Raw genomic sequence first — 25,909 nt, forward strand, 5'->3', positions numbered from 1 at the left:
ACGCTTGTCGCCTGACAGTAACTGTCAGGTTTCAGTGGTTTGCTCACACTCATGAACGAGTGTTGCGCCGTCGTCGACCTGCGCCAGTACACGCTGCACCCCGGGCAACGGGACGCCCTGATCGATCTTTTCGACGCACAGCTGGTGGAGGGGCAGGAACAGACCGGTATGCACATCGTCGGTCAGTTCCGCGATCTGGACGATCCGGATCGGTTCGTCTGGATCCGCGGGTTCCGCGACCTGCCCGCGCGGGCGGACGCGCTGAACGCGTTCTACTACGGGCCGGTCTGGCGCGCGCACGCCGCGGCGGCGAACACGACGATGATCGACTCGGACAACGCCCTGCTGCTGAAGCCCGTGCGGCTCGGGCCCGGCTACCCGGCGCTCGACGCGCCGAGGCCTGGCGACACTGCGAGTTCGGTGATCGGCGGCGCGGTCTACCATCGCGCGGCCGAGGACGACGGGTTCGTCGAGTTCTTCACCGATCAGGTTGTGCCCGTGCTCACCGCGACCGGTGCCGCGCCGGTCGCGGTCCTCGAGAGTTTGGTTGCCGAGAACAACTTTCCGGCGTTGCCGCTACGGGACGAGGTGGTGCTCACCTGGTTCGCGCGGTTCGCCGACGACACGGCGTACGACGACCATCGCCGGCGGCTCGCCGAGTCGCGGGTCTGGCAGCAGCGGGTGCTGCCCGAACTGGTCTGTCGCTCGGCGAAACCGGTCCAGGAACTCCGGCTGCGGCCGACCGCGCGATCGCAGTTCCGGTAAATACGTTGCGGGGCCCGGGTCGGGCGGGCATCCTGGGTTGACCGAGCGGCGGCGAACGCTGCCTGGACTAAGGAGGGCTGACGGATGGCCATCACTGTGCTGCGGCATGTCCGCGTCAGTTCCACTTCTTCGTTCAGGAGCACACCAGTTGTCTGCAGAGTACGAACTCACAGCTAATTACCCCGACCTTGACTCTCGCTGGGCAGATCTGACCCGTGACGAGTCCCAACCGGATCCGACCGGCGCCTTCGTCTTCAGTTTCCACTCGGTTGCTGAAGAACTGGGCCCGGATCAGCGGTGGTCCACCTGGCTGGACGTCGAGCGCGGTTCTCGCGGCCCGGAACCACGACCCGATTGGGTTGTGACGGAACAGGCGGCGATCGACACCGAGCTCGGCGTCCTCAAAACCGGTAAGGAAGCCGACGTCTTCCTGGTCGAACGGGCCGTCGAAGCCATCGGCGACAACCCGGCGAAATCCTCACTGCTGGCCGCGAAGCGGTACCGCACCGAGGAGCACCGGTCCTTCCACCGCAGTACGTCGTACGTCGAAGGACGCCGTACCCGCAACAGTCGCGACAGCCGAGCCATGCACAAGAAGACCGCGCACGGCCGCAGTGTCGCGGCCGGGCAGTGGGCGTACGCCGAGTGGGACGCCCTCAACCGGTTGTGGAAAGCCGGCGTCCCGGTGCCGTACCCCGTCCAGGTGGACGGCACCGAACTGCTGATGGAGTTCATCGACGACGGTGAGGGTGGTGCCGCGCCACGGCTCGCCCAGGTCCGGCCGTCGAAGGAGCTGCTCGGTCAGTACTTCGAGCAACTCCGCGGCGGGATGCGTGAACTGGCCCGGGCCGGGCTGGCGCACGGCGACCTCTCGCCGTACAACGTCCTCGCCCAGAGGGAGCGGATCGTGATGATCGACCTGCCGCAGGTGGTCGACATCGTCGGCAACCCGAAGGGCATGGACTTCCTGCTGCGCGACTGCCACAACATGGCCGCGTGGTTCACGAACCGCGGGCTGGAGATCGACGAACAAGAGCTCTTCGCCGACCTGCTCACAATGGTGTTCTGATTGCCCGCTGCAACAGGGGGACGAGCGGTACCAGTTGGTCGGGGTAGGTGTCGACGAGGCCGTCGACGTGGTTACCTGCCTCGACCCGCTGGTACGTGTGCAGGCCGGTCCTTCGGGCCATCTCGGCGTACACGTCGGAATCCTGGGTGATCGGCAGCAGGCTGTCGTACGTGCCCTGGATGGTGATCAGCGGCTTCTTGATCTTGCCGGTGAGCGCGATCCGCTTGATCGCCCGGTGTGCCTCGGGCCGCTGGGTGTAGTCGTAGTCGGCCTCGCTCCCGGTGTACGTCGGGTCGAGCTCGGCGGCGTAGATGCGCTGGGTCAGCTTCCAGTAGACCGTGTAGTGGTAGTCCCAGAGGAAGTCCGAGCGCGGATCGAAACCCGCCGCCACGATCGCAGCCGGGTCGTGCTGCTCGTAGCCTTTGATTGCCTGAGGCAAATACGTGAAGAGGTTCGGTCCATCGGCCTTCCACAGCGTGCCTTCCAGGTCCACGCCGCGGGTGAAGAGATCCGGGTGGTTCTCGAGCTGCCAGCGGACCAGGTAGCCGCCGTTCGAGATGCCTGCGGCGATCACCTCGCGCGCCGGGCGGCCGTAGTACTGCGACACCGTGGCGCGAGCGGCTCGCGCGAGTTGCGTCGTACGGACGTTCCACTCGACGATCGCGTCGCCGGGACGCAGACCGTCGGTGTAGAAGGCCGCGCCGGTGTTGCCCTTGTCGGTCGCGGCGTACGCGTAGCCCAGTGAGAGCACATAGTCCGAGATCGCTTTGTCGTTCGCGTACTGCGCTCGTACGCCGGGTGATCCGGACACGACGAGTCCGCCGTTCCACGTCCGCGGCAGCCGGATCACGAACTGCGAGTCGTGGTTCCAGCCGTGGTTGGCGTTGGTGTGCGAGTTGTCCGGGAAGTACCCGTCGATCTGGACCCCCGGTACGCCGGACTGCTGCGGCAGACCCGCGTGCGTGAGTCCTGCGTAGTCGGCGGGATTGGTGTGACCCGACGCGACCGTGCCGGCCGTGGTCAGGTCGTCGAGGTGTGCGACCTGTTGGTACTCGGCACCCGGGACGCGAACGCTCCGGTGAGCTTCGGCCGGCACGGTTACACCTGCGAGCAGGACAGTGGCGGTGAGCAAGCTGAAGAGACGGCGCATGCGGTCACGCTAGGAGCCGCCCTTCTGCTCGGACATCGGATCGGAGCACACAACACCGGGCCCTGCGGTGGTCCCTCAGGACACCGCCTTCAGGACACCGCCTTCGCGGCCGCGCGTCCCGCCGTACGGCCGGTGAAGAGGCAACCGCCGACGAAGGTGCCCTCGAGCGATCGGTAGCCGTGGATGCCGCCGCCACCGAACCCGGCGACCTCACCGGCGGCGTAGACACCGGGGAGCGGAGTGCCGTCGGTCCGCAGTACGCGCGACTCCAGATCGGTCTGCAGACCGCCCAGGGACTTGCGGGTCAGGATGTTCAGCCGTACGGCGATCAGCGGGCCGGCCTTCGGGTCGAGGATCCGGTGCGGGGACGCGACCCGGATCAGCTTGTCGCCGCGGTAGTTGCGGGCGCCGCGCAGCGCGGTGATCTGCAGGTCCTTGGTGAACGTGTTGGTCAGCTCCCGGTCCCGCGCGACGATCTGCCGCTCGAGGTCGTCGAGCCTGATCAGGTTGTCACCGGTCAGGTCGTTCATCCCCCGGACCAGGTCCGGAAGGTTGCCGCGGACAACGAAGTCGGCGCCCTTGTCCATGAACGCCTGGACCGGCGCGGTCGCACCGCCGCGGGCCCGGCCGAGTACACCCTTGACGTCCTTGTTGGTCAGGTCCGGGTTCTGCTCCTGGCCGGAGAGCGCGAACTCCTTCTCGATGATCTTCTGCGTCAGCACGAACCACGTGTAGTCGTACCCGGTCGTCATGATGTGCTCGAGCGTCCCCAGCGTGTCGAACCCGGGGAACAGCGGCACCGGCAGCCGCTTCCCGGTCGCGTCGAACCACAGCGACGACGGCCCGGGCAGGATCCGGATGCCGTGCTGCGGCCAGATCGGGTCCCAGTTCTGGATGCCTTCGGTGTAGTGCCACATCCGGTCCCGGTTCACGTACCGGCCGCCGGCCTGCTCGGTGATCGCGAGCATCCGGCCGTCCACGTGCGCCGGTACGCCGCTGATCATCCGCTTCGGCGGCTCGCCCATCCGCTTCGGCCACTGCGAGCGGACCAGATCGTGGTTGCCGCCGATCCCGCCGGACGTGACGATCACCGCCTGCGCGGTCAGCTGGAAGTCTTCGACCTCGGTCCGTGAGCTGGACACCCCACGCAGTACGTCGCTGGGCTCGAGCACCTTGCCCGCGACGCCGTCGACCACACCGCCCGTCACCGTCAGCTCGTCCACCCGGTGCCGGAACCGGAACTCCACGAGTCCCTTCCCGACGGCCTCCCGCACGCGGCGCTCGAACGGCGCGACCAGGCCCGGCCCGGTGCCCCACGTGATGTGGAAACGCGGCACCGAGTTCCCGTGGCCGTCCGCGTTGTACCCGCCGCGCTCGGCCCAGCCGACGACCGGGAAGAACCGCACGCCCTGGGCATGCAGCCACGGACGTTTCTCGCCGGCCGCCCAGTCGACGTACGCCTCGGCCCACTGCCGCGCCCACTTGTCCTCGTCGTCCAGCCGGTCGAACCCGGCCGAGCCGAGCCAGTCCTGCAGTGCGAGGTCGCGGGAGTCCTTGATCCCCATCCGGCGCTGCTCCGGGGAGTCCACGAACAGCAGCCCGCCGAACGACCAGAACGCCTGGCCGCCGAGCGACGCCTCGGGTTCCTGGTCGAGCAGCAGTACCTTCCGGCCCGCGTCGGCCAGTTCGGCGGTGGCGGCCAGTCCGGCCAGCCCCGCCCCGACGACGATCACATCAGCGTCCATGTCGGCAATGTATAGCGCACTTGCGAAGATATGGCGGTGACGATCCTTTCTGTTCAAAACGTCGTACTTCCTGCAGCTTCGATCGGTCCGGAGAACCCGCTCGCGCCACTCCGCACCCAGCGCGAACCGCACCAGGTCGAGAACATCGCCGAGGTCCCCGCCGACCTGCGGGAGAACATCGAGTACGGGCGCCTGCACAGCCCGCTGCCGTGCCTCAACCAGGACGGGTACAACCGCACCCTGGTCGAGACAGCGCTGCCTGCCCTGGTGCTGGAGAACGACCACGTCCGCGCGACCGTGCTACCGAGTCTCGGCGGCCGGTTGTACTCGCTCGTCCACAAGGGGACCGAGCTGCTCTACCGCAACCCGGTCTTCCAGCCCGCGAACCTCGCGCTGCGCAACGCCTGGTTCGCCGGCGGCGTCGAGTGGAACGTCGGCAGCACCGGCCACTGGACCGGCACCTGCGCGCCGATGCACGCCGCCCGCGTCGAAGGGCCGGACGGTACGCCGGTCCTGCGCCTGTGGGAGCTCGAGCGCACCCGCAACCTCGTCACCCAACTCGACTTCTGGCTCCCGGAGGACTCGGAGTTCCTGTACGTCGGCGTACGGCTGCAGAACCCGTCCGACGTCGAGGTCCCGGCGTACTGGTGGTCGAACATCGCGGTGCCGGAGTCGCCGGATCGTCGTGTCCTCGTGCCCGCGGACCAGGCCTGGCGGTTCGGGTACGGCAGTCGCCTCGACCTGGTCGACGTGGAGACGGATCTGACCTATCCGACGCGGCACCCGCGAGCGGTCGACTACTTCTTCGAACCGCTGCCGGAGGAGCACTCGTGGATCGCGTCCGTTGACGGGGACGGCAACGGACTGGTGCAGGCGTCGACCTCGCGGCTGCAAGGGCGGAAGCTCTTCGTGTGGGGTCAGGGCGACGGCGGACACCGGTGGCAGGAGTGGTTGTCCCCTGGGCTGGACGGCGACGGGTACGCCGAGATTCAGGCGGGGCTCGCTCGGACTCAGATGGAGCATTTGAAGCTTCCTGCAGCGACCTCGTGGCACTGGCTGGAGGCCTACGGACGTGTCTCGATGGACGCCGGCGCTGCTCACGCCGAGAACTGGAAGACAGCCCGGGAAGCGGGGGCTGCGGCGTCGGGCGTGCTGCTTGATGGATTGGCTGGGCGTGAGGCCGAGTGGTTGGGCGTTGTGGATGCGGCTCCGGCGGAGCGGCTCGCGGTTGGGTCCGGTTGGGGTGCGCTGGAGCTCAAGCGCACCGGCTGGAGCGTGTCGGGCGGTACGCCGTTCAGCGAGGACACGATGACGTCGCGCGAGGAGGCGTGGCTGCCGCTGCTCGACGGGCAGTTGCCGGCGACTGACGTCGTACCGGACGGGACTCTGGTGGCTTGGCGGGACCTGCTGGAGGCGGCCGAGGACAACTGGCTCGTCTGGTACCACCGGGGCGTCGCGCGGCACTACGACGGTGACGTCGACGGTGCGATCGAGGCGTGGCGGCAGTCCGGGGACAACGCCTGGGCACTCCGCAACCTCGGTGTAGTCACGGGAGAGCTGGAGTACTACGAGCGCGCCGTCGAGCTCCTGCCCGACCTGGTACCGCTGGTCGTGGAGGCGGTCGCGGCCGCACTCGACACCGACGTGAAGCGGGCGGAGCGGATGCTCGAGCACGCGCCCGACGACCCGCGGATCCAGCTGCTGCGTGTCCGGCACGCACTGGAGACCGGTGACCCGGCCGCAGCGCACGAACTGCTGGCGGCGGGGATCCAGCTCGCCACGGTCCGGGAGGGCGCCAACCCGCTCACCGACTACTGGCTGGCCGCCGAAGAGGCACTTGGCACACAGCGGCCAGTTCCGCCGCAGTACCAGTTCGGAATGGGCGAAAACTGACAACTTCAGGTCAACTCTACCTCTAGAAACACCGCTCCACCGGACTCTACTATGGACCTGTAGAGATGTTCTTGAATTACATGGAACCAAGTGGAGTCCGGTGGCGTCTCACCGGGTGAGCGGCAAAAGCCGCGCAAAGGCAGTTTCGACAAACGACCGCGTCGCTCGCGGGCGACGCGTCGGGGGTGAGTGCCATGTTGACGATCGTTGTACTCGGTGGGTTCGGCCTGGTGCTGGTGGTCGCAGCCTTCATCGTGACCGAAGTTCTGGCCGGCCTTCGGCCGTCCCAGATCCCCACCGGCACGGAAGAGAAGACCGCGGGACGAGTGATCCGGGTGCGTGGCCCGGTCCGCGGCCAACTGCAGAGCGGTGCCCCGGCGATCTACACCGAGGTCATCGTCGAGTACTACACCCGCCGGGGTGAGGGACCGTACGAGGTCGCTCGCAAGTTCCCGGTCGGGAGCCGTATTACTTACGCCAAGGGTGACCGGGTGATCGTCGCGTACGACGTCCGGACCCCACGCCGGGCTCGCCTGGCCGGCCGGGTCAGCCACTGGCCGGCCCTGGGCCTGCCTTCCGCGGCCTGACGGTTCACCTGCTTGAGCCTCCTCTCCGGCTCAAGCAGGAAGATGAGGGGCGAGCAGGTTGTAGAGCACCGGCCGGCCCTGATCCAGAACGTAGTCCGCCTCGTCCGCGGACAGCCTGTCCGCGAGGTGCGCGAGCGCCTCGCCCATCGTGATGCTGAGCGTCACGGCCAGGCGGAAGTCCCGCGAGTCCCGCGCGCCGAAACGCGCCGCCAGCAGCTCCGCGAACTCGCCGGCGTGCTGGTCGTCGAACTCGCCCGGCTTCGCCTCCAGCTCCGGATCGCCGAGCCCGCTCAGCACGACCGCCTTGAAGCCCGGGTCGGTCCGGTGCATCTCCCGGAACGTGTCCAGCGTGACGTCGACCGCTCCGCGCCAGCTCGTCACGTCGGCCAGCCGCTCGCGCACCGCGTCGGTGTAGCGCGCCTGGTTCCGCCGCTCGATCGCCTGGATCAGGCTGCGCTTGTCCGGGAAGTACCGGTACACGCTGCCGACCGCGATCTCGGCCCGCTTCGCGATCCCGCTCGTCGACGCCGCGTCGTACCCGCGTTCGACCACCTCGGCACAGGCCGCGTCCAGGATCCGCTCGACCTGCCGGCTCGCCCGGTCCTGGGTCGGCGTCCGGCGCAGCGGATACGCCCCCGAAGTCACCATTCGTTCATTGTCCACGCTCCGGGGGACAACGTTGCCACCTCTTTGTGACAGATTGCCGACAGTTGGTCATGAGCAGGAGGGGAACTCGTATGCGCATCAACAAATCCGCAGTTGTCGGCCTCGCATCCGTCGCGCTGGCCGCCTCCGGGGTCGCCGGTACGGCGCTCACCCGGGACAACTCCGCGTCCGCGGAGAACGGCTCGGGCCTGCGGTTCAACCAGGTCCAGATGATCGGTTCGCACAACTCGTACCACCGCGAACTCAGCCCGGCCGAGCAGAAGGTTCAGCAGACCCTGAACCCCGGCTCGGTCGACCTCTGGTACTCGCACGCGCCGATCACGCAGCAGCTCGAGGACCAGAACGTCCGCACGCTCGAACTCGACCTGCTCCCGGACCCGGACGGCGGCCTGTACACGTACCCGCTGATCCGGAAGCTGACCGGACTGGGTCCGCTCACCGACCCGGCGATGGCCCGTCCCGGGATCAAGGTCATGCACGTCCCGGACTTCGACTACAACACCACCTGCGACACCTTCGTCCTGTGCCTGCAGCAGGTGAAGTCGTGGTCCGACCAGCACCCGAACCACGTGCCGATCACGATCAACCTCGAGCTCAAGCAGTCCGACCCGAAGGTGGTCGCGGCCGGCGGCGTCCAGTCGCCGCCGTGGGACGCGGCGAACCTGGAGGGTGTGGATCAGGAGATCCGGTCGGTGTTCCCGGAGAAGGAGCTGCTGACGCCGGACGACGTCCGCAAGCCCGGCCTGACGCTGGAGCAGTCGGTCCTGACCAAGGGCTGGCCGAAGCTGAATGACGCGCGCGGCGAGGTGCTGTTCTACTTCGACAACGGCGGCCCTGGCGCGATTCGCGACCTCTACCGGACCGGTCACCAGAACCTCGAGGGCCGGGCGGTCTTCACCCAGGGTCCTGAGGGTGAACCGGACGCGGCGATCACCCAGGTGAACGACCCGCGGGGCGCGAACCAGGCCGAGATCCAGCGGCTGGTGTCGAAGGGGTACCTGATCCGGACCCGGTCGGACGAGCCGATGGCGACGATCCGGGACAAGGACTACACCCGGCTCGGGATCGCCCTGGCCAGCGGTGCACAGGTGGTGACGACGGACTGGCCGGTGGCCGGCATGGCCGCGCGGTACGACAGCGATTTCGTCGCCAAGCTGCCCGGGCACACCGCTGTACGATGCAACCCTGTGACAGCACCAAAGTGGTGCCATGGAGATGTCGTCGGAAGGTGAGCTGAACATGTCGGAGCACGTGGTTGACGTGAGCTGGAGCCGTGGTGAGCACGAGTTCACCTATGACACCTACGACCGCGACCACGAGTGGCGCTTCGACGGCGGGATCACGGTGCCGGGCTCGGCGAACCCGAAGTACCTGGGGAACCCGGGCCCGGTCGACCCGGAGGAGGCGTTCGTGGCGGCGCTGTCGTCCTGCCACATGCTGACGTTCCTGGCGATCGCGGCCCGGAAGCGGCTGGTGGTCGACGCGTACGACGACCACGCGGTCGGCCTGATGGCGAAGAACGTCGCCGGCCGGCTGGCGATCACCGAGGTGACGCTGAACCCGAAGATCGTGTGGAACGGCGCCGAGCCGGACACCGAGACGATCGAGCGGATCCACCACCTCGCGCACCAGGAGTGCTTCATCGCGAACTCCGTGACCACCGAGATCACGGTCGCCGTCTAACTTTTCTTTCCTTCCTTCAACTAAAAACCACCCGCCGACTGGCCTGAACCTCGCGCAAACGGTGTCAGGACAATCGGCGGGTGGTGAGGTGCACCTCTGTGGCGGTGCACCGGTAACGGATCCGGCGGCGCCTCGCACTGGGGCGCCTCTGCGTTTGATGTGCGACTTCCGTGTGGTCTGGCTCGGTGGGCCAGACCGTCCGGGTGCGCCGCCCGGGTCCGTTCGTCCGGCTCGCGCCTTACTGCTCGGCGGCGGCGTCGGTCCGGTCGTCTGGGGTCTGGGTGCTGTCGACGGCCAACAGGTCCTCGAGCTGGCGGACCTGCTCGGTGGCCATCGTGGTCATCAGTCGGTGGATCGTCATGCCAGTGAGACGCCGCAGCCCCGAAGGTATGACGGGAATCCGCGATGTGACCTGAATCACTTGGGTCGAACTACTTCTCGTCGAGCCCGTCCAGGCGGAGCGGGACGAGCTTCCGGGCGTCGTCGTACGACGTCCCGGTCAGTTCGAGGAGGTCGATGATCGTGGAGCGGAGCTGACCGAGGACGACGACCGCGGACAGTCCGATCGGCAGCGGCATCTCGGCCGTACGGCGGCCCAGTTCGCCCAGCACGCGGTGCGCGGCGACGTCGGCGGCCGGCTCGAACAGCGACTCGCCGATCAGGCGGGTGCCGTCGGCGAGGCGTTCGAGCAGCATCGGGTACTCGTCGGGCATCCGCTCGTCGCGCCACACCGACACCGCGCACCGGCGTACCAGGACCCGGGTGTTCCGGATCGCCCGGTCCAGCGGTACGACGAGATCGGCGATCTCCTGGACCCGCCCGCGGTGCCGGCGCCGGAACGGGGACAGCCGGACGACCGCGACCCCTTCCTCGGCGGCGCTGCGCAGGTCGTCGAGCCGGGACTCGCTGGCGCGGGCGCGGCGGAGTGCGTCGGTGACGGCCTCCTCGTCGCGTTCCCGCAGGCCGTCGGCGGTCTCGACCAGGATCTCGGCCAGCTCGTTCAGGACGCCGGATGCCTGTTGCCGAGGACGCCTGATGGCCGCGGCCGGCGCGATCGTGGCGGCCGCCAGCGCGACCAGTCCGCCGAGCGCCGCGTCCTGCCAGCGACTGAAGCCCGCGCCGGGGTTGGGCAGCAGCGTGGTGACGATCGCGGCCTGGACGCCGGCCTGGGTGGTCATCAGGTTCCCGGCGCCGAGCAGTACGGCGATGCTCATCGCGAGCGCGATCACGAAGATCAGCTGGGTGATGCCGGTCCCGAAGACCTTGACGAACAGGTCGCCGACGCCGACCCCGACCGCCACGCCGACCATCACCTCGGCGACCCGGCGGAGACGCTGGCCGAAGCTGAAACCGAGGCAGACCATCGCGGCGACCGGCGCGAAGAACGGCTGCTTGTGGCCGACGGCGTACCGCGCGATGGCCCAGGCGACGCCGGCGGCGAGCGCGCACTGGGCGATGAAGAAGGCCCGGCTGCGCCAGCGATCGATCCGCCGGCGGACCGACGCACGGGACCGCCGCGCGGCCTGCGGCGCGATGTCGTCGCGCAGCTCCCGCAACTGGTCCAACGTCAGCCTGACCGGATCCACGGGCCCCATTCTGCGGGATAGGTGCGCCAGCTTGATTCATCTGTGCCTTGGAGTTCAGTGTTGCCTCATGACCGAGAACAACCGTGAGGACTACGGCAGCTACAGCGTCGACGACGAGGATCAGCTGCAGCCGGCGGACACCCTGAACGACCGTGGCGTGGACGACCTGCTCGACGAGGGGTACTCGCCGCCGGAGAAGTGGTCCGCGGGCGAAGGCTTCGGCACGACGGCCGACGAGGCGCTACAGGGCGAGACGCTGGACCAGCGGATCGCGCAGGAGGTCCCGGACTCCGACCCGTACGCCGAAGACGGCGAGGACGTCGGCGGCCCGCAGGTCGGCACCGAACGCTCCGGTCGCCTGGTCGCCTCCGACGAGGGTGCGCGCAGCGACGACGACAGCGAGCTGTACGCCGAGGACGTCGGCATCGACGGCGCCGCCGCCGGCGCGGAGGAAGCCGCCGTACATGTCGTCGACGAAGAGTTCGAACTCGAGGACGACGACGAGCAGGACCTCGAGAACTACCGCGACGTCGACCTGGGAGACGTCACCGACCTGGAGGACTGACCTTCCTCAGCTGAGCAGGTGGTTGTCGATCAGGTCGGCTACTGCTGCTTGTGTGCACGTGGTGACGACCAGGTCGGCGATGTCGCGCACGAGAGGGTGGCCGTCTCCTACGGCCACCCCGAGCGCCGCGGTCTGGATCAGCTCGAGGTCGTTGGGATTGTCGCCGATGGCAACGACCTGGTCGAGGTCCAGCCCGGTCAGCACGGCCAGGGTCCGCAATGCGCTGCCCTTGTCGGCGTGGGCCGGAAGGATCTCGAGATAGGTCTTCTCGGACCGCACCAGCCGGACACCGGTGTGCGCGCCGGAGATCAGCCCGGCCGGCTCGGTCAGGTCGCCCGGCGCCTCGGCGATCAGCATCGCCTTGGTGGGCGGGCCGGGCATCGGCGAGGTCTTCAGGTCGATCCCGTCGCGGGCGGCGTACTCGCTCAGTGCGGGGGCCGGCTTGATCACGTAGGCGTCGAGGTCCTGGAAGCCGACCACACCGATCGTGTCCGGCAGCCCCGGCAGGGCGTCGCGCTCGATCGCCGCCCAGGTATCGCCCAGGGTGAGATCGAGCATCCGCGCGCCGGTCGCCGGGTCGACGATCCGGGCCCCGTTGTAGAGAATCATCGGCGTTTCGAGACCCAGTTGCCGGTGGTACCGCCCGGCCGAGCGCTCGTTGCGCCCGGTCGCCAGCGTCACGACCCCTCCGGCCGCCCGGTACCGCTCGATCGCCTCGACGTTGCGGGCCGGGATCTCCAGGTCCCGGTCGACCAGCGTGCCGTCGAGGTCGGTGACCAGCCACGGGTACCGCGGCGCGCCGCTCACGCGGCGCCCTGGTGTTCGGCGATGAAGCGCTCCAGGACGACCGGCTCGAGGTCGGCGGTGTGCGCCGCGTAGTGCGGCTGGTTCCAGCCCGTTCCGCCGAAGCCGACGTACCGGCCACCGGCCTGGGTCACGATGAGCTGTGCGGCGCAGATGTCCCACCCGTTGATCGACGTACCGAGTGCGGCGTCCGCCCAGCCGGCGGCGACATGGCACAGGCTGAGCGCGGCGCTGCCGGGGCGCCGGAGGGTTCCGTAGCTCCCGACCAGTTCGCCGAAGCGGGTCAGCGCGGCGGCCCCGTCGTCCGCCAGCCCGCGGGCGTTCGGATAGCTGGTGAGCAGCATCGCGCGGGCTTCGGCGGTCACTCCGCGGGACCGGAGCGGCTCGTCGTTGCGCCAGGCGCCGGACAGGTCCGCGCTGAACAGGTTGCCGGCCATCGGGTCGAGGATCGCGCCGGCCACGATCTGACCGTCGACGGCGGCGCCGATCGAGGTGCAGAAGAACGCGAGGCCGTGCGCGAAGTTCGCCGTACCGTCGATGGGATCGACGTACCAGGTCACCTCGCCGGCCCGGCCGGGGCGGTCACCGTCCTCTTCGCCCACGAAGCCGCTGTCCGGCACCGCGCCGATGAGCGCGGCGGCGATCGCGTCCTCCGCCGCGCGATCGTGCGCGGTGACCGGATCGTGCTCGTCCCGCTTGTACTCGACGTCGATGGTGCCTCGGAAGGCCTTGCGGAGGTCGTCCGCAACCAGCAGGGCGGCGTCGACGGCAACCTCCCGGAGGTGCTGGGAGAGGGCGGCGCGGTCAGGATCGAGGCGTGCCTGAGGGCCAGATGTGGTGGTCATAGGAATCTCCGGTCGGGGGATGGTCAGAGGGATTCGAGCAGCAGCGATCGCAACTCGTGCGCGCCCGGTACGACGGCGTCCGGCTCGGCGCGGACCTGGAACGGACGCTTGTAGGTGCCCTTCGCCTCCATCAGGATGGCCGCACCGACACCGGCCCGCCGGCCGCAGAGGACGTCGCGATCGAAGTTGTCACCGACGTACCAGGTGCGTTCGACCTCGATGTCGAGGGCCCGGGCCGCCAGCCAGATCATCTCGGGATTGGGCTTCCGGATCCCCACCTCGTCGCTGTAGATCTGCAGCGCGAACTGCTTCACCAGCCCGGTGCGATCCAGGTAGTCGCGGTGGACGGCGCCGCTGAGCGCGTTGCTCACGATCGCCACCGGGATTCCGGCAGCCGTCGCGGTGTCGAGCAGCTCCGGGATGCCGTCGCGCTGCCGGCGGTCGCTGCGGAGCTCGCCCATCCGCTTGCACAGGATGGTCGCGTGCGCGGTCACCCAGGCGCGCGGTCCGGCCGGCCAGTCGGCCGCGACGAAGTCGGCCCAGAACTCCCGGTGGGTCAGCTCGCGCGGTGCGGCCGGCCGGGACATCGCGTTCTTCCAGCCGGAGTCGGCGACGGCCCCGGCCTCGATGTCGTTCCTGATCTCGTCGACGGTCAGCGTCGGCGGGCCGCTGCGGCCGAGTTCCGCGTGGATCTCGGCGGCCAGGTCCGTGGACCAGGTCGGTCGTTTCGTCGTCGTGACCACCACACCGCCGAAGTCCAACAGCAGGGCCGCCGGCGTGATCAGCCGATCCATTGCGCCACCTCGTTCCGGACGGCCTGGTCGTCGGTCCCCAGTTCGAGTCGGTCGCCGTCGGGCCCGAACACCTGCAAGGCCTTGCGTTTCACAGCACAGCGCAACGAATCACCGGTGGTGGCGACGATCTCGTCGGTCGACACCAGGTACAACTCGGTCGAGCCAACGGTCGCCGAGACCGTCCAGGCCGCACCGGTCGGCAGGACAGCTCGCACCTGCGCATCGAACACCCACTCCTTCCCGTTGCCCAGGTGGTCGGCGTCCACCACCCGGATGGCCTCCGGACGGACGCCGACGGTGGTCACCCGGTCGACGTTGCGGGTGTGCGTCAGGGACAGGTACCGGCGGGCGAGTGCCCCGAAGCTCGTCTCCTCGCCGTCGCAGCGGGCGAGATTCATCGGTGGACTGCCCACGAAGGTCGCGACGAAGGTGTTCGCCGGCCGGTGGTAGACGTCCATCGGCGGCGCCAGCTGCTGCAGTACGCCGTCCTTCATGACGGCGACCTGGGTGGCCATTGTCATCGCTTCCAGTTGGTCGTGTGTCACGAACACAATGGTGTGACCTGTCTCCTCGTGCAGACGCTTCAGTTCGGCTCGCATCTCCAGCCGCAGGGTCGCGTCGAGATTGGACAACGGTTCGTCGAGCAGGAGCACCGACGGGTTGACCGCCAGCATCCGGGCCAGCGACACCCGCTGCTGCTGCCCACCGGACAGCTGCGACGGATACCTGTCGGCCGTGTGCTCGATCTGCATCATTTCCAGCGCGGCCCGGACCCGGGCCGTCCGTTCGGCGGCGGGCACCTTCTGCACCCGGAGCCCGAACTCGACGTTGCGGCGCACGGTCAGGTGCGGCCAGAGCGCGTAGTTCTGGAACACCAGGCCCATACCGCGACGCTCGGTCGGTACGAACGTGCCCTGCTCGACCGAGTCGAGCACCCGGTCGCCGACGGTGATGGAACCCGCGGTCGGATGTTCGAGTCCGGCGATCATGCGCAGCGTGGTGGTCTTGCCGCAGCCGGACGGCCCGAGCAGACAGGTGAACGACCCGTCCGGGATGGTGAGGTCGAGATCGTTCACGGCGAGTGGGCCGACGCCGTACGACTTGCTGACGGATTGCAACGCGATGGTGGGCACTGACTAGCCTCCGAGTCCGGATGCCAGGCTGGTCCTGGTCAGTCGTTGGGTGAGGTAGGTCGCCAGGAACGCGACGAGGGCGATGACCAGGACGACGGCATTGGCCATCTGGTCGTAGGCGTAATCGATCAGGTTGACCGACAGCGTGGTGAGCAACTGGGTGCCGGTCGTGGTCAGCATGATCACGATGCTGAGTTCCTTGATGCCGGAGATGAACGGCAGCACGATGCCGGTGACGAGGGAGCCGCGCTGGATCGGGACGACCACTCGGCGGATCCGCGTCAGCCAGCCGGCGCCGGTGACCTGGGCGGCCTCCTCCGGTTCGCGGCCGAGCTGGGTCATCGCACTGATGCCGGATCTGGACGCGTACGGGAGATGGGTCACCGCGAGCACGATCACCAGCAGCGTGACCGAACCGTAGAGCGCCGGCACCGGTCCGCGGCGGACGGCGAACAGGGACAGGAACGCCGCGGCGAAGGCGATCCCGGGGACCAGGTACGGCAGGAAGCTGACCTGGCGGAGCAGGCCCGCGATCCGGGACCCGTCGGCACGCACCACGACGTACCCGATCAGCAGGCCGGTGAGACCGCAGATCACGGCGGCCAGCCCGACGATCCGCAGGCTGTTCCAGGCGGCGTGGAACAACTCGGTGCCGCGGAGGATGCCGTGCGGGAAACCAGGAGCGCCGGGGAGGTCGGCGGCGAGCCAGTACTTCAGGGTGAAGTTGTCGCCGCGGAAGACGCCGGGGGTCGTGGTGACCGTCGACAGTGCCAGGGTCAGCACCGGCACCACGACTCCGACGACGAAGACCCCGGCCGCGACCAGCCCGGCCGGACGGCGCCAGCGCCCGAGCGAGATCATCCGCGACATCGCACCCTTGCTGCCGACGGTGACGAAACGGCGCTGCTCGCGCAGCAACCGGGCGTCCGCGACCACGACTGCGACCCCGATCACGACGATGACGGTCGCGAGGACCGCGGTGATCCCCGGCTCGTGGTTCTTGACCGAGGAGAACAGCGAGGTCGACAGCAGGTTGAAGTCGACCGGCAGGCCGAGGATGTACGGCGTACCGAAGGTGCCGAGGACGCGGCCGAACACCAGCAGCACGGACGACGACAGCGACGGCAGCATCAACGGCAGGGTGATCCGGCCGAGGACCGTCCGGCGACCGGCCCCGAGGACCCGGGCGGAGTCCTCGAGTTGCGAGTCGAGCCGGCGCAACGCGTTGCCGAACAGCAGCAGCACGAACGGGAAGTAGTGCACGCCGAGACAGATGATGATCGGTACGGCGCCGTACGCCAGCCAGTCGGGGGTGTTGATCCCCCGTGCCTCGAGGATCCCGACCTGGCCGCCGGAGCGATCGTTCTTGAACAACGCGAGCCAGGCGAGGGCGAAGGTCCAGGACGGCAGCATGTACGGCACGACCAGCGCGGTGGACAACCACTTCCGGCCGGCGATGTCGGTCCGGGTCAGCAGGAAGGCGCTGACCCCGCCGAGCAGCAGCGCGAGCACCGTCACGCCGACCGCGACCATCAACGTGTTCACGAGCGGCTGCCAGAACAGGATCGAGCTGATCTGTGAGCGGAACACCCGCCACAGGTAGTAGCCGGTCCACCCGCCGGCCGGCTGCCCGGTCTTCGGCTCGTCGCCGAACTGCACCCGGAACGCGTCCGACAGGACGGCGACCAGCGGAGCGATCACCAGGTAGAGAAGCAGCAGGGTGAGGACGAAACCGATCACCAGGGTCGGTTCGTGCCGCGCGATGCTCAGCCGGTAACGCCAGCGGCGCAGCCGGGAGGCGGGAGGTGCCGCCGGCGCCGGAGGGGGCGGCGCCGGACGGCTGTCGGTGATGACCATGGATGGGACCTCCGGGACGTCGGAGCGGGGTCAGTGGTGGTTGAGGCGCCAGAAGTCCTGCATGGACTGCGCGTCCCGGTAGTCGGTGAGCAGCTTGCTGGAGTCGAACGTCATCAACTGGTTCGGCCAGTCGGTCAGGCCGGGCGGGTTGTTCTTGCTCGGCGCGACGGCCTTGCTGCTCGAGATACCGCCCGATCCCATCTCGGGCGAGATACCTTCTTCGGTCAGCACGAAGCGCAGGAAGAGCTTGGCCGCGTTCGGGTGCTTGGTACCGGTCGCGATCGCGCCGTACTTGGGGTACTGGTAGCCGACGTACGGCTTCAGGGTGTCGCAGACCTTCATCTGGTACTTCTTGCCCTCGATGTCGCGGAACTTCGCGATCGACACCAGGCCGATCCGGGGTTCGGTCTGGTTCGGGGAGGCGACCGCCGCGGACACGTCGTCGTCGGAGGTGGTGAGCACCGGCTGGTTCTTGGCGAGCTGCTTGACCCATTCCTTGGCCGCGCTCGACTCGGTGGTGCTGAGGTCCTTGCCGGTCTCTGCCTTGTACGCCGTGCGCAGGGCGTCGTCGTACGACGAGCCCATCTGGTTGAACCACTCGACGATGTTGGGTTTGCCGAGCGGGTCCTGCATCGTCACCTTGCCCTTCCAGTCCGGCGACGTGAGGTCCCAGAGGTTGTCGACCGGGCACCCGTTCGGGAAGACCTTCGGGTTGTAGATCCACACGTTGGCCTTGGAGAGCACCATCAGCGGGTTCCGGCCGGCCTCGTCGATCTGGTCGGCCAGGTCGGCCGGGATCCAGCTGTAGACGGTCTTCTGCGGCAGCAGCTGGCCGACCAGGCTCGGGCCGTCCTCGTACAGGGTGAGGTCGATGGTCACGTTCTTGGCCTGGGCCTCACGTGTCATCTTCTCCAGCGTGTCACCGACGTCGGACTTCGTCCCGTTCGTCTTGATGCCGTACTTCTTCTGGAAGGCGTCGGCCACCTTCTTGATGTCACCGGTGCTGTCGTAGACCGTGACCGAGCCTTCCTTCTGTGCGGCGGCGGTGAGCGCGGCCAGGTCGAAGTCGCTGTCGATCACCGGTTCGGCGTACGCGGCCTCGTCGGTGCCGGAGCCCGTGCTGTTCGTGGCGGTCGACGGCGCGCAGGCCGCGATCGCCAGCACCGCGAGGCTGAGCCCCGCGACGATCGATCCGGTACGGCGCCGCGACGGGGTGCTGCTGGACATGAGCGGTACCTCCTGGAGGGGACCCGAGTTGCCGCCAGCGTCCACCCGATTAAGTCGGTATGTCAAGACATAAGGACCTGATCTTCGGAAGAAGATTTGAACCGTTGTTAGTAATGACATACTGATGTACGGTCCAACGAACATTCCCCCCTGCTCTACCCCACTCTGGAGGTAGCGGTGTCCACTGTTCGACGATCTCTTCTGCGCCCGGCCGCGCTGGCCGCCGGTCTCGGACTCCTGGCGGTTCCGGGACTCGGTACGCCGGCCTCGCTCGCCGCCGGCCGGCCCGCGACGACGGTCGCCCCGGTCTACGCGGTCAGCGAGACCCCCGCGCTGTACGACGATGCCGATGGCAACAATTCAAACGCGGACGACCCGGCGATCTGGCGCGACCAGACCCATCCGTCCCGGAGCCTCGTGATCGCCACGGCGAAGGAAGGCGGCCTGCGGGTCTACAACCTGTCCGGTGCCGTGGTCCAGTCCCTGCCGGCGCCGGCGGCGCCGGCTCCCGATGCGGCTCCGGGGCGGTTCAACAACGTCGACCTGCTGACCGGTGTGCGGTTCCCGGACGGCAGGTTCGACGTCGCGGTGGTGTCCGACCGCGGCCGCGACCGGATCCGCACCTACAAGATCGATCCGGCCCACCCGGCCGCGCCGCTCACCGATGTCACGGCTGCTTCGGTGCCGCGGGTGTTCGCCGCGACCGAGGCGGAGGTCGACGACCAGCAGACGGCGTACGGCGTGGCCTCCTTCACCGACCGGCAGACCGGCCGGATGTACGCGATCGCCAGCCGGCGGCACACCACCTCGGTCGGCCTGGTCGAGCTCAAAGTCGTTGCCGGACGCATCAACTACGTGCCGGTCCGGACCATCGACCTGCCCGCGTCCTTCCCGTTGCCGAACGGTGGCACCTGGACTCCTTGTGAGGACCCCGGCGCGACACCGCAGGTCGAGGGCATGGTCGTCGACGCCCGAACCGGCACGCTGTACGCGGGCCAGGAGGACGTCGGGATCTGGAAGATCTCCGCTCACCTCACCGGGACGCCGGTACTGCTGGACCGGGTTCGCGACTACGGCGTTCCCAGCACGTACGACGACGCCACCGAAACCTGCGTCAAGGGTGCGGATCCCGGCTTCGGCGGCAAGCACCTGACCGCCGACGTCGAAGGCCTGACGATCTACGACGACGGTCACGGCGGGGGCTATCTGCTCGCCTCCAGCCAGGGTGACAACACCTTCGCCGCCTACGACCGCAGAGGCCCCGGCCGGTTCCTGGCCGACTTCCGGATCGCGCCCGGTGCCTCGATCGACGGCTCGGAGGAGTGCGACGGTGCGGGAGTGTCGAGTGGCTCGTTCGGTCCCGCGTTCCCGCACGGACTGCTGGTGGTGCAGGACGGGCACAACGCGCCCGACGTGATCGGCCCTGACGGTGAGCCCAGGGTCAACACGAACTTCAAGTTCGTCGACTGGTCCGACGTCGCCGAGGCGACCGGCCTGGACGACTGAATCCCTTGCAGGAAAGGAGCTCCGCCGTCGTGTCTGTTCTGCTGGTGGTGGCCGCAACGGCCTTCGTGTTCATCTGTGGAGCCAACGACGGCGGAGCTCTGTTGTCCCTGGCGATCCGCCATCGCGGTGCATCGGGCGCCGGCGTACTGACGCTGCTGGCGCTCGCCGTCGCCGCCGGGCCGAGCTTGTTCGGCCTACGCGTCGCCGGTACCTTCACCGATCGGGTCGTTCACGTCGCCGGGGTCGATGGGCAGTTGATCTTCCTCGGCGGCACCACGGTCGCGATCCTGGTGGTGCTGCTGCTGACCTGGCGAGGGATTCCGACCAGCATCACGCTGGCCCTGCTGGGCGCGATCGCCGGCGCCGCACTGGGCCGCGGCGACGCCCCGGACTGGGCGCGGCTCGGGATCGTCCTCGCGCTCGGCGCCGCGGCTCCCTTCGCCGGCCTGGCGCTGGCCGTTCTGCTCGGGCAGGTGGTCCGCCGCCTGCGGATCGGCCGGACGGCCCGCTGGACCGGCGCGGTCCAGTTGCTCGCGTTCACCGTCCAGAGCCTCGCCTATGCCGCCAACGACGGACAGAAGATGTTCGCCGTCGCGGCGATCACGGCTGCGGTCGCTGGGCATCCGCTGGGGCTGGGGACGCATCTGCTGCCGGCCGTGGCGATCGCGGGGGTCTTCGCGGCCGGTGCCGCGACGAGCCTGCGTCGGGTCGGGCGTGGTGCGACCGTGGCGTTGTTGCGCCTGCGACCCGGGCACGTGATCTCGGCCGAGCTCGCGTCGTCGGTGGCCGTGTTCGGTTCGGCGGGTCTCGGCGTACCGGTGAGCATGACGCAGTCCGCCGCCGGTGGACTGGTTGGTGCGGCGCTGCCCGACGGGACGCGTTCGGTGCGCTGGCAGCACGCGCTACCGCTGCTGGTCGCGTGGACGGTGACTCTTCCCGCCGGCCTGGTCGGTGGGTTGGTGGCCGGTGTGGCGATGAGAGGACTGAGATGAGAATTCGCAGGCTGTACGGCGATCTGACCGGCCGGGCGCACCATCGCATCCTCGATGCGCTGGACGCACAACTGCGGGCCGTGATCGAGGGCGTCGAGGTGGTCGGGCGGATGACCACCGGCGAGCTCAGCCCGGCCGACGCCCGATCGGCCATGGCGGACGTCGAGCACGACGGGGACGCGCTGCGGGCCGCACTGGTCGGCGAGCTGGCGGTCGCTCTGACCACGCCGATCGACCGTGAGGACCTGTACCGGCTGTCCCGCTCGATCGACGACGTCCTGGACAACCTGCGCGATCTGGTCCGGGAAACCGATCTGTACGACGCGAAGCCGGAGCCCGCTGATATCGAGACGCTCGCGATGGTGAGCAACGGATTGGGCCTGCTGCGGCAGGCGATCGGCAGTCTGCTCCGCCGGCCGTCCGAGGTGACGCTGTCGACGCTCGCCGTCCGCAAGTGTGCCGGGCGCGTCCGTCAGCAGTACCAGGCGGCGGTGGCGGAGCTGTTCCGGCTGCCGGTGTCGATCGAGCTGCTGAAGCGCCGCGAGCTGCTGCGCCGGCTGGACGTCGTCGGCCTACGCCTCGGCGAATGCGCCGACGCGCTGTCCGACGCCATGCTCAAGCGCAGCCACTGACCGGATCGCGGCTCAGTCGAAGCCGACGGAGAAGTCGATGGAGTACAACGAAGCGCGGTAGAGGTCACGGCCGTATTCCACCGGTCGGCCATGCGCGTCGTACGCGACCCGGTGCACCTTCAGCAGGGTCGCGCCGCGCGGCTCCTGCAGCAGCGAGGCTTCGGCTGCCGTCGCCTTCCGGGCGCCGACAGTCTGCTGGGCCGCCTTGATCTCGCTGCCCGCCGCCCGTAGCAACTGGTAGAGCCCGCGGCGCTCGAGGCTCTCCGCCGTGATGCCGAGGTCGGCCCGGATGTGATTGCGCAGGATCGCCAGCGGCTCGTCGTCGGCGTATCGCAACCGGCGCAACGCCATCAGCTTGGTCCCGGGCTCGATGGCCAGGGCAGTCGCGATCTCCTCGGTGGCCGGCACGACCTCACAGGAGAGCAGTTCGGTGCGAGGCCGGCGGCCGGCGCGCTCGAGATCCTCGTACAGGCTGGAGCGCACGTCCTTGCGGCGAACGCGGTTGTTCACCACCGACGTGCCGACGCCGCGTTTGCGGCTGAGCATCCCCTTCTCCACCAGGTACTGCATCGCCTGACGCACGGTGGGCCGGGACAGGCCGAGCTGTTCGGCGACGACGAGCTCGTTGTCCAGCCGGGCGCCGGACGGGATCTGGCCGGACTCGATCAACTGCTGCAGCCGCTGCGCCAGCTGGAAGTACAGCGGCACCGGACTCGACCGATCGATCGTGATCAGTTCGTCGAGGGTCTCCATCTGCTTTCCTCCACCTCACACCTTGGCCTCTTTGTCATTATGTCAGCATCAACGACCTTTTGGCGCGATTGGGTGCAGAAAGTGAACGGCGTCGCGTCAGGCCCGCCGGGTGACGACGACCTCGGCGCCGCGGCGGGGGACCAGGGTGACGTTCTTGGCCTGGGCGGGTTCGGGCTTGGGGTGTGGCGCGGTGAAGTCGTAGGCGGCGAGGGCGGCGCGGAGGATCTCGGTGCCTTCCATCAGGGAGAAACCGGCGCCGATGCATCGCCGGGCTCCGCCGCCGAACGGCATCCAGGTGCCGGGCGCGGGCGGGTCGTCGGACAGGAAGCGCTGCGGGCGGAACTCCTGCGGCTGCGGGAAGTGTTCCGCGTCCCGGTGGACCAGGCCGATCGCGGCCATGATCGTCGTACCGCGGGGCAGCCGGTAGCCGGCGACGTCGGTGGTCTCGGTGAGGCGCCGTCCGACCTGGTAGACGACCGGATGCCGCCGTAGTGCTTCCTTGACGATCGCTTCGAGTTCGTCGTCGGAGCCGGCGTCGGCGGCGTGCTGACCGAACTCCAGATCCGCCGGCCGGCGCGCCAGTTCGTGGAACGCCCACGCCAGCGCGGTCGCCGTCGTCTCGTGCCCGGCCAGCAGCAACGTCACCAGCTGGTCCCGCAACTCCACGTCCGACCAGTTGCCCGCAGCAAGCAACCGCGAGAGTACGTCGGTGCGCCCGGCGAACGTCTCGCGCCGGGCGGCGATCTCGTCGTACAGGATCTCGTCGACCCGCTTCTGCGTGTCCAGGTACGTCTTCCACGGCCGCACCCGGAGCAGGGGTGGATAGAACCCGCCGAGCATGATCACCGGCGACACCGACACGATCTTGTCCATCAACGGGCGCAGGGTGTTCAGCCGGTCGACGTCGGTGACGCCGAAGATCACCTGCAGGATGATCTCCAGCGTCAGGTTCCGCATCCGGTGGTGCACCTTGAACGGCTTCCCGACCGGCCACTTCGCCACGTCGGCCCGGGCGAGTTCGAGCACCATCGCGGCGTACCCGCGCAGCGCCGCACCGGAGAACGCCGGCATCAGTTGCTTGCGCATCCGCACGTGGTCCTCGTCGTCGAGCAGCAGCAACGAGTGCGAACCCATGATCGGCTCCAGCACCGTGTTGCCCTCGCCGGCGTGCATCACCGACGGCGGGCTGCCGAACACCTCCCGGATGTGGTCGGGCCGGCTCAGGACGACGCACACGCGGCTCGACGGCACCAGGCGGATAGTGAACACGTCGCCGTACTTGTCCCGCATCCGCGGGAAGAACGTCCTGCGGTGACTCGCGAACAGCACGGTCTGCGCGAGGGTCGGCAGCTTCGGTCCGGGCGGCAGCGTGCGGGCCGTCTGGCGGTCGAGTGTGCGGGAACCGAGCAAGGGTGTCGGAGCCATACTTTTCACGCTACGTCAGCCGGGTGAACGTCCGGCATCGAAAGCGACAAGTGCTGCGACGATCCGCGGCAGCTGGTCGTCCCGGACCGGATCGAGCCCGGTCAGTCGGCCGACCTGGCGGAGGCGGTAGTCCACGGTGTTCGCGTGAACGTGCAGGTCGGCGGCGGTCTGTCGCCGGTTGCGCGCGTTCCCGAGGTAGCACCGCAGCGTCGCCATCAGGTCGTCGCGGTCCGCCACCGGCGTCAGCATGCTCGCCAGCCGATCACGCGCTGGGCCAGGGCGGCTCAGTTGGTACTCGAGCAGCAGGTCATCGAGTTCGTAGACACCCGGCGGGCGACCGTGGATCCGTACGACGTCCAGCAGATCCCGCGCCAACGCCACGCCCGCAGGCACCTCCAGCGGTACGGCGTTCGTGATGGCGAGCGTGATCTCCACCCCGGCTGAGCCTGTCCCTCAGCCCCGACAGGGAACCGGGGAATGTAGGTAGGAGGGCGATGCCGCCGTCCGGGGCCAGGCCGGACATGCTGCCGGAGAGGCGATCCAGCTCCACGCGGATCCTGCGGAGCTTGCGGCGGGCAACGATCTGCGCGTCGACACCGGGGCGGCTCTCGTCCGGATGCGGCCCGATCGCCAGACCGAGTACGACGTACTCCGCCGGCAACCGCACCCCGGCCCGCGCCGCGGACTCGTCGACCGGTCGGCCGTCGACGAGCGCCGCGAACACCGACTGTCTCGTGGCCTGGTCCTCGCCGGCGATCGACTGGCGCTCCTCGAAGTAGCTGGCCGACACGACGGCTGTCACGCGCTGGAGGAAGTCCAGGATCAGCCGGTTGAGCGCGATCGCGTCCTGCAGCTCGTCCGGCCGGAACGTCGCTGCGACATGATCCGCGCAGACCTTCCCGCCCAGGTGGTACGCCGCCAGCAACGCCTCCAGCGGAACGCCCTCCTCGGCCCGTCGGGTCGCCGACTCCCGGAGCGGATCGAGCGCCTCGCCGGTCGGTACGACGCCGGTCCGGAACGTCTCGCTGAACGCGCGCAGCGTCCGCTCGGTGATCCGCCGGATGTCGCCCTGCAGCTCTTCGTCGGGCAGCTGCGCGTACAGCGGGATGTCCGCGACGAGCCGCCGCAGTACGTCGTCCACGAGCGGAGCGAGGTCCGCGCGCAGGATCTCGTGCACGGGGACACCGCCGGACCGCAGCTCTCCCTTGTGATCTGTCACAACGATCACCCCTCGAAGTCTGGGCGTGGCCCTAGCGACCGGCAGGTGCTTTGGGGCCGAACATTACTACTCGAAGGTAGTGACCGGTCGGCGGCGAAGGGTGATGGTGATGAGACGAGGCGTTCTGCTCGCGGTAGGAGTGCTGGTGGCGGGACTGGTGAGCGGTCCCGCGGTGGCACAGGCGGACGGGGGACTGGAGTACGTCGCGCTCGGGGACTCGTCGGCTGCCGGGCCGCTGATTCCGCCGCAGATCGACGTACCGTGCCTGCGGTCCGCGCTGAACTACCCGCATGTCGCGGCCGAGGAGCTCGGTGCGCGACTGGCCGATGTCACCTGTTCCGGCGCGGTGATTCCGGACTTCAGCGGGAAACAGTTCGGGTTCAAGCCCCCGCAGTACGACGCCCTGAAGTCGACGACCGATCTGGTGACGGTCGCCATCGGCGGGAACGACACCGGGCTCGTCTCCGCGGCCCTGAGCTGTATCAACCTGCTGCCGCCTCCCGCCGGCGCCTCGTGCAAGGCGCGGTTCACTGCGGGCGGCACCGACCAGCTCGCCGCCAGGATCGCCGCGACGGCCGCACCGTTCGGGCAGGCGCTCGACCGGATCCGGCAGCTCGCGCCGAACGCGCGCATCCTGGTGACCGGGTACGGCACCTACATCCGCCCGAACGGCTGCTACCCGCAGATCCCGGTCTGGTCGGTCGACGCCAACTACCTGCAGGCCACGATCGACCGCCTCAACACCATGCTCGCGGAACAGTCGGCCGCGCACGGTGCGCAGTACGTCGACCTTCGCACCCCGAGCATCGGCCACGACGCCTGCGCCCCCATCACCCAGCGCTGGCTCGAGGGCCTCATCCCGACCTCGGCCGCCGCCCCACTCCACCCCAGCGCACGCGGCATGGCCGCCTTCGGTCAGCTGGTCGCCGCGGCTGCCGACTGACAGGCGGCGCACTGACAACACGGACAAAGGTGAAGGCCCGCCCAAGGAGGGTTGGGCGGGCCTTCGGGGT

Annotated in this window: 26 protein-coding genes; 11 read left to right on the forward strand and 15 right to left on the reverse strand. The window is 68.9% G+C overall.

Annotated features, from left to right (window positions below; genetic code table 11):
* Nucleotides 1-51 precede the first annotated feature (51 nt).
* Together OHB24_RS15865 and OHB24_RS15870 are read left to right on the forward strand one after the other, a co-directional pair.
* Nucleotides 52-765, forward strand: a complete 714-nt coding sequence (locus OHB24_RS15865) for an NIPSNAP family protein (RefSeq protein WP_327639787.1) — start codon at nt 52-54, stop codon at nt 763-765.
* Between the two features lie 361 nt (nt 766-1,126).
* Nucleotides 1,127-1,834: a serine protein kinase RIO gene (locus tag OHB24_RS15870; protein WP_327639788.1), complete on the forward strand. Its 708-nt coding sequence runs from the start codon at nt 1,127-1,129 to the stop codon at nt 1,832-1,834.
* Here the strand turns inward: OHB24_RS15870 and OHB24_RS15875 are convergent.
* Nucleotides 1,818-2,984 carry an alpha/beta hydrolase family protein gene (locus OHB24_RS15875; RefSeq protein WP_327639789.1) on the reverse strand — a complete coding sequence of 389 codons (1,167 nt, stop codon included), beginning with the start codon at nt 2,982-2,984 and terminating at the stop codon, nt 1,818-1,820. The two genes, OHB24_RS15870 and OHB24_RS15875, sit on opposite strands and share 17 nt — an antisense overlap.
* An 89-nt stretch (nt 2,985-3,073) precedes the next feature.
* Nucleotides 3,074-4,729, reverse strand: coding sequence for an FAD-binding dehydrogenase (locus tag OHB24_RS15880; protein WP_327639790.1), 1,656 nt, complete (start codon nt 4,727-4,729; stop codon nt 3,074-3,076).
* Nucleotides 4,730-4,759: 30 nt separating this feature from the next.
* On the opposite strand from OHB24_RS15880, the gene OHB24_RS15885 reads away from it, so the two are divergent.
* Together OHB24_RS15885 and OHB24_RS15890 are read left to right on the forward strand one after the other, a co-directional pair.
* Complete coding sequence (locus OHB24_RS15885; RefSeq protein ID WP_327639791.1) at nt 4,760-6,622, forward strand: DUF5107 domain-containing protein; 1,863 nt, start codon at nt 4,760-4,762, stop codon at nt 6,620-6,622.
* A 194-nt stretch (nt 6,623-6,816) separates the two neighbouring features.
* Complete coding sequence (locus tag OHB24_RS15890; protein ID WP_238151433.1) at nt 6,817-7,209, forward strand: DUF3592 domain-containing protein; 393 nt, start codon at nt 6,817-6,819, stop codon at nt 7,207-7,209.
* Between the two features lie 30 nt (nt 7,210-7,239).
* On the opposite strand, the gene OHB24_RS15895 is transcribed toward OHB24_RS15890, so the two are convergent.
* Entirely contained in the window at nt 7,240-7,857 is a 618-nt protein-coding gene (locus OHB24_RS15895) for a TetR/AcrR family transcriptional regulator (protein WP_327639792.1), read from the reverse strand.
* Nucleotides 7,858-7,946: 89 nt separating this feature from the next.
* On the opposite strand from OHB24_RS15895, the gene OHB24_RS15900 reads away from it, so the two are divergent.
* On the forward strand, nt 7,947-9,107 hold the full coding sequence (locus tag OHB24_RS15900; RefSeq protein ID WP_327639793.1) for a phosphatidylinositol-specific phospholipase C1-like protein: 1,161 nt from the start codon (nt 7,947-7,949) through the stop codon (nt 9,105-9,107).
* Nucleotides 9,085-9,558, forward strand: a complete 474-nt coding sequence (locus OHB24_RS15905; protein WP_327639794.1) for an OsmC family protein — start codon at nt 9,085-9,087, stop codon at nt 9,556-9,558. Before OHB24_RS15900 ends, OHB24_RS15905 begins: the two co-directional genes overlap by 23 nt.
* A gap of 238 nt (nt 9,559-9,796) precedes the next feature.
* On the opposite strand, the gene OHB24_RS15910 is transcribed toward OHB24_RS15905, so the two are convergent.
* Nucleotides 9,797-9,919, reverse strand: a complete 123-nt coding sequence (locus tag OHB24_RS15910; RefSeq protein WP_327639795.1) for a hypothetical protein — start codon at nt 9,917-9,919, stop codon at nt 9,797-9,799.
* A gap of 70 nt (nt 9,920-9,989) precedes the next feature.
* Entirely contained in the window at nt 9,990-11,144 is a 1,155-nt protein-coding gene (locus tag OHB24_RS15915) for an FUSC family protein (RefSeq protein ID WP_327639796.1), read from the reverse strand.
* Nucleotides 11,145-11,211: 67 nt separating this feature from the next.
* Here OHB24_RS15915 and OHB24_RS15920 point away from each other — a divergent pair, with 67 nt between their 5' ends.
* Nucleotides 11,212-11,709: a DUF5709 domain-containing protein gene (locus OHB24_RS15920; RefSeq protein WP_327639797.1), complete on the forward strand. Its 498-nt coding sequence runs from the start codon at nt 11,212-11,214 to the stop codon at nt 11,707-11,709.
* Between the two features lie 6 nt (nt 11,710-11,715).
* On the opposite strand, the gene OHB24_RS15925 is transcribed toward OHB24_RS15920, so the two are convergent.
* The 6 genes from OHB24_RS15925 to OHB24_RS15950 are packed head-to-tail and all read right to left on the reverse strand — an operon-like array spanning nt 11,716 to nt 18,369.
* Nucleotides 11,716-12,516: a Cof-type HAD-IIB family hydrolase gene (locus OHB24_RS15925; protein ID WP_327639798.1), complete on the reverse strand. Its 801-nt coding sequence runs from the start codon at nt 12,514-12,516 to the stop codon at nt 11,716-11,718.
* Nucleotides 12,513-13,358 carry an inositol monophosphatase family protein gene (locus OHB24_RS15930; RefSeq protein WP_327639799.1) on the reverse strand — a complete coding sequence of 282 codons (846 nt, stop codon included), beginning with the start codon at nt 13,356-13,358 and terminating at the stop codon, nt 12,513-12,515. Before OHB24_RS15930 ends, OHB24_RS15925 begins: the two co-directional genes overlap by 4 nt.
* Nucleotides 13,359-13,381: 23 nt before the next feature.
* Complete coding sequence (locus OHB24_RS15935) at nt 13,382-14,152, reverse strand: HAD-IA family hydrolase (RefSeq protein ID WP_327639800.1); 771 nt, start codon at nt 14,150-14,152, stop codon at nt 13,382-13,384.
* On the reverse strand, nt 14,140-15,285 hold the full coding sequence (locus OHB24_RS15940) for an ABC transporter ATP-binding protein (protein WP_327639801.1): 1,146 nt from the start codon (nt 15,283-15,285) through the stop codon (nt 14,140-14,142). The genes OHB24_RS15935 and OHB24_RS15940 overlap by 13 nt, the downstream gene beginning before the upstream one ends.
* Before the next feature lie 3 nt (nt 15,286-15,288).
* Nucleotides 15,289-17,142, reverse strand: coding sequence for an ABC transporter permease (locus tag OHB24_RS15945; protein ID WP_327639802.1), 1,854 nt, complete (start codon nt 17,140-17,142; stop codon nt 15,289-15,291).
* Between the two features lie 30 nt (nt 17,143-17,172).
* Nucleotides 17,173-18,369, reverse strand: a complete 1,197-nt coding sequence (locus tag OHB24_RS15950) for an ABC transporter substrate-binding protein (protein ID WP_327639803.1) — start codon at nt 18,367-18,369, stop codon at nt 17,173-17,175.
* Nucleotides 18,370-18,546: 177 nt separating this feature from the next.
* Here OHB24_RS15950 and OHB24_RS15955 point away from each other — a divergent pair, with 177 nt between their 5' ends.
* Genes OHB24_RS15955 through OHB24_RS15965 form a run of 3 tightly spaced genes read left to right on the forward strand, consistent with a single transcriptional unit; the run spans nt 18,547 to nt 21,499 of the window.
* Nucleotides 18,547-19,875 carry a phytase gene (locus tag OHB24_RS15955; protein ID WP_327639804.1) on the forward strand — a complete coding sequence of 443 codons (1,329 nt, stop codon included), beginning with the start codon at nt 18,547-18,549 and terminating at the stop codon, nt 19,873-19,875.
* A gap of 29 nt (nt 19,876-19,904) precedes the next feature.
* On the forward strand, nt 19,905-20,867 hold the full coding sequence (locus OHB24_RS15960; RefSeq protein ID WP_327639805.1) for an inorganic phosphate transporter: 963 nt from the start codon (nt 19,905-19,907) through the stop codon (nt 20,865-20,867).
* Entirely contained in the window at nt 20,864-21,499 is a 636-nt protein-coding gene (locus tag OHB24_RS15965; RefSeq protein WP_327639806.1) for a DUF47 domain-containing protein, read from the forward strand. Before OHB24_RS15960 ends, OHB24_RS15965 begins: the two co-directional genes overlap by 4 nt.
* A gap of 12 nt (nt 21,500-21,511) precedes the next feature.
* On the opposite strand, the gene OHB24_RS15970 is transcribed toward OHB24_RS15965, so the two are convergent.
* The 4 genes from OHB24_RS15970 to OHB24_RS15985 all read right to left on the reverse strand — a co-directional run bounded on the left by OHB24_RS15970 (nt 21,512) and on the right by OHB24_RS15985 (nt 24,896).
* The gene (locus OHB24_RS15970) at nt 21,512-22,252 is read right to left on the reverse strand and encodes a GntR family transcriptional regulator (RefSeq protein ID WP_327639807.1); all 741 of its coding nucleotides are present in this window, start codon (nt 22,250-22,252) and stop codon (nt 21,512-21,514) included.
* Nucleotides 22,253-22,348: 96 nt separating this feature from the next.
* Nucleotides 22,349-23,677: a cytochrome P450 gene (locus OHB24_RS15975; RefSeq protein WP_327639808.1), complete on the reverse strand. Its 1,329-nt coding sequence runs from the start codon at nt 23,675-23,677 to the stop codon at nt 22,349-22,351.
* 15 nt (nt 23,678-23,692) lie between these two features.
* Nucleotides 23,693-24,058, reverse strand: coding sequence for a PucR family transcriptional regulator (locus OHB24_RS15980; RefSeq protein ID WP_327639809.1), 366 nt, complete (start codon nt 24,056-24,058; stop codon nt 23,693-23,695).
* Entirely contained in the window at nt 23,985-24,896 is a 912-nt protein-coding gene (locus OHB24_RS15985; protein WP_327639810.1) for a hypothetical protein, read from the reverse strand. The genes OHB24_RS15980 and OHB24_RS15985 overlap by 74 nt, the downstream gene beginning before the upstream one ends.
* Nucleotides 24,897-25,005: 109 nt before the next feature.
* On the opposite strand from OHB24_RS15985, the gene OHB24_RS15990 reads away from it, so the two are divergent.
* Nucleotides 25,006-25,839, forward strand: a complete 834-nt coding sequence (locus OHB24_RS15990; protein WP_327639811.1) for an SGNH/GDSL hydrolase family protein — start codon at nt 25,006-25,008, stop codon at nt 25,837-25,839.
* Nucleotides 25,840-25,909: the final 70 nt, after the last annotated feature.

It is taken from the genome of Kribbella sp. NBC_00482 (assembly GCF_036013725.1).
In the GTDB taxonomy this organism is placed as follows: Bacteria; Actinomycetota; Actinomycetes; order Propionibacteriales; family Kribbellaceae; genus Kribbella.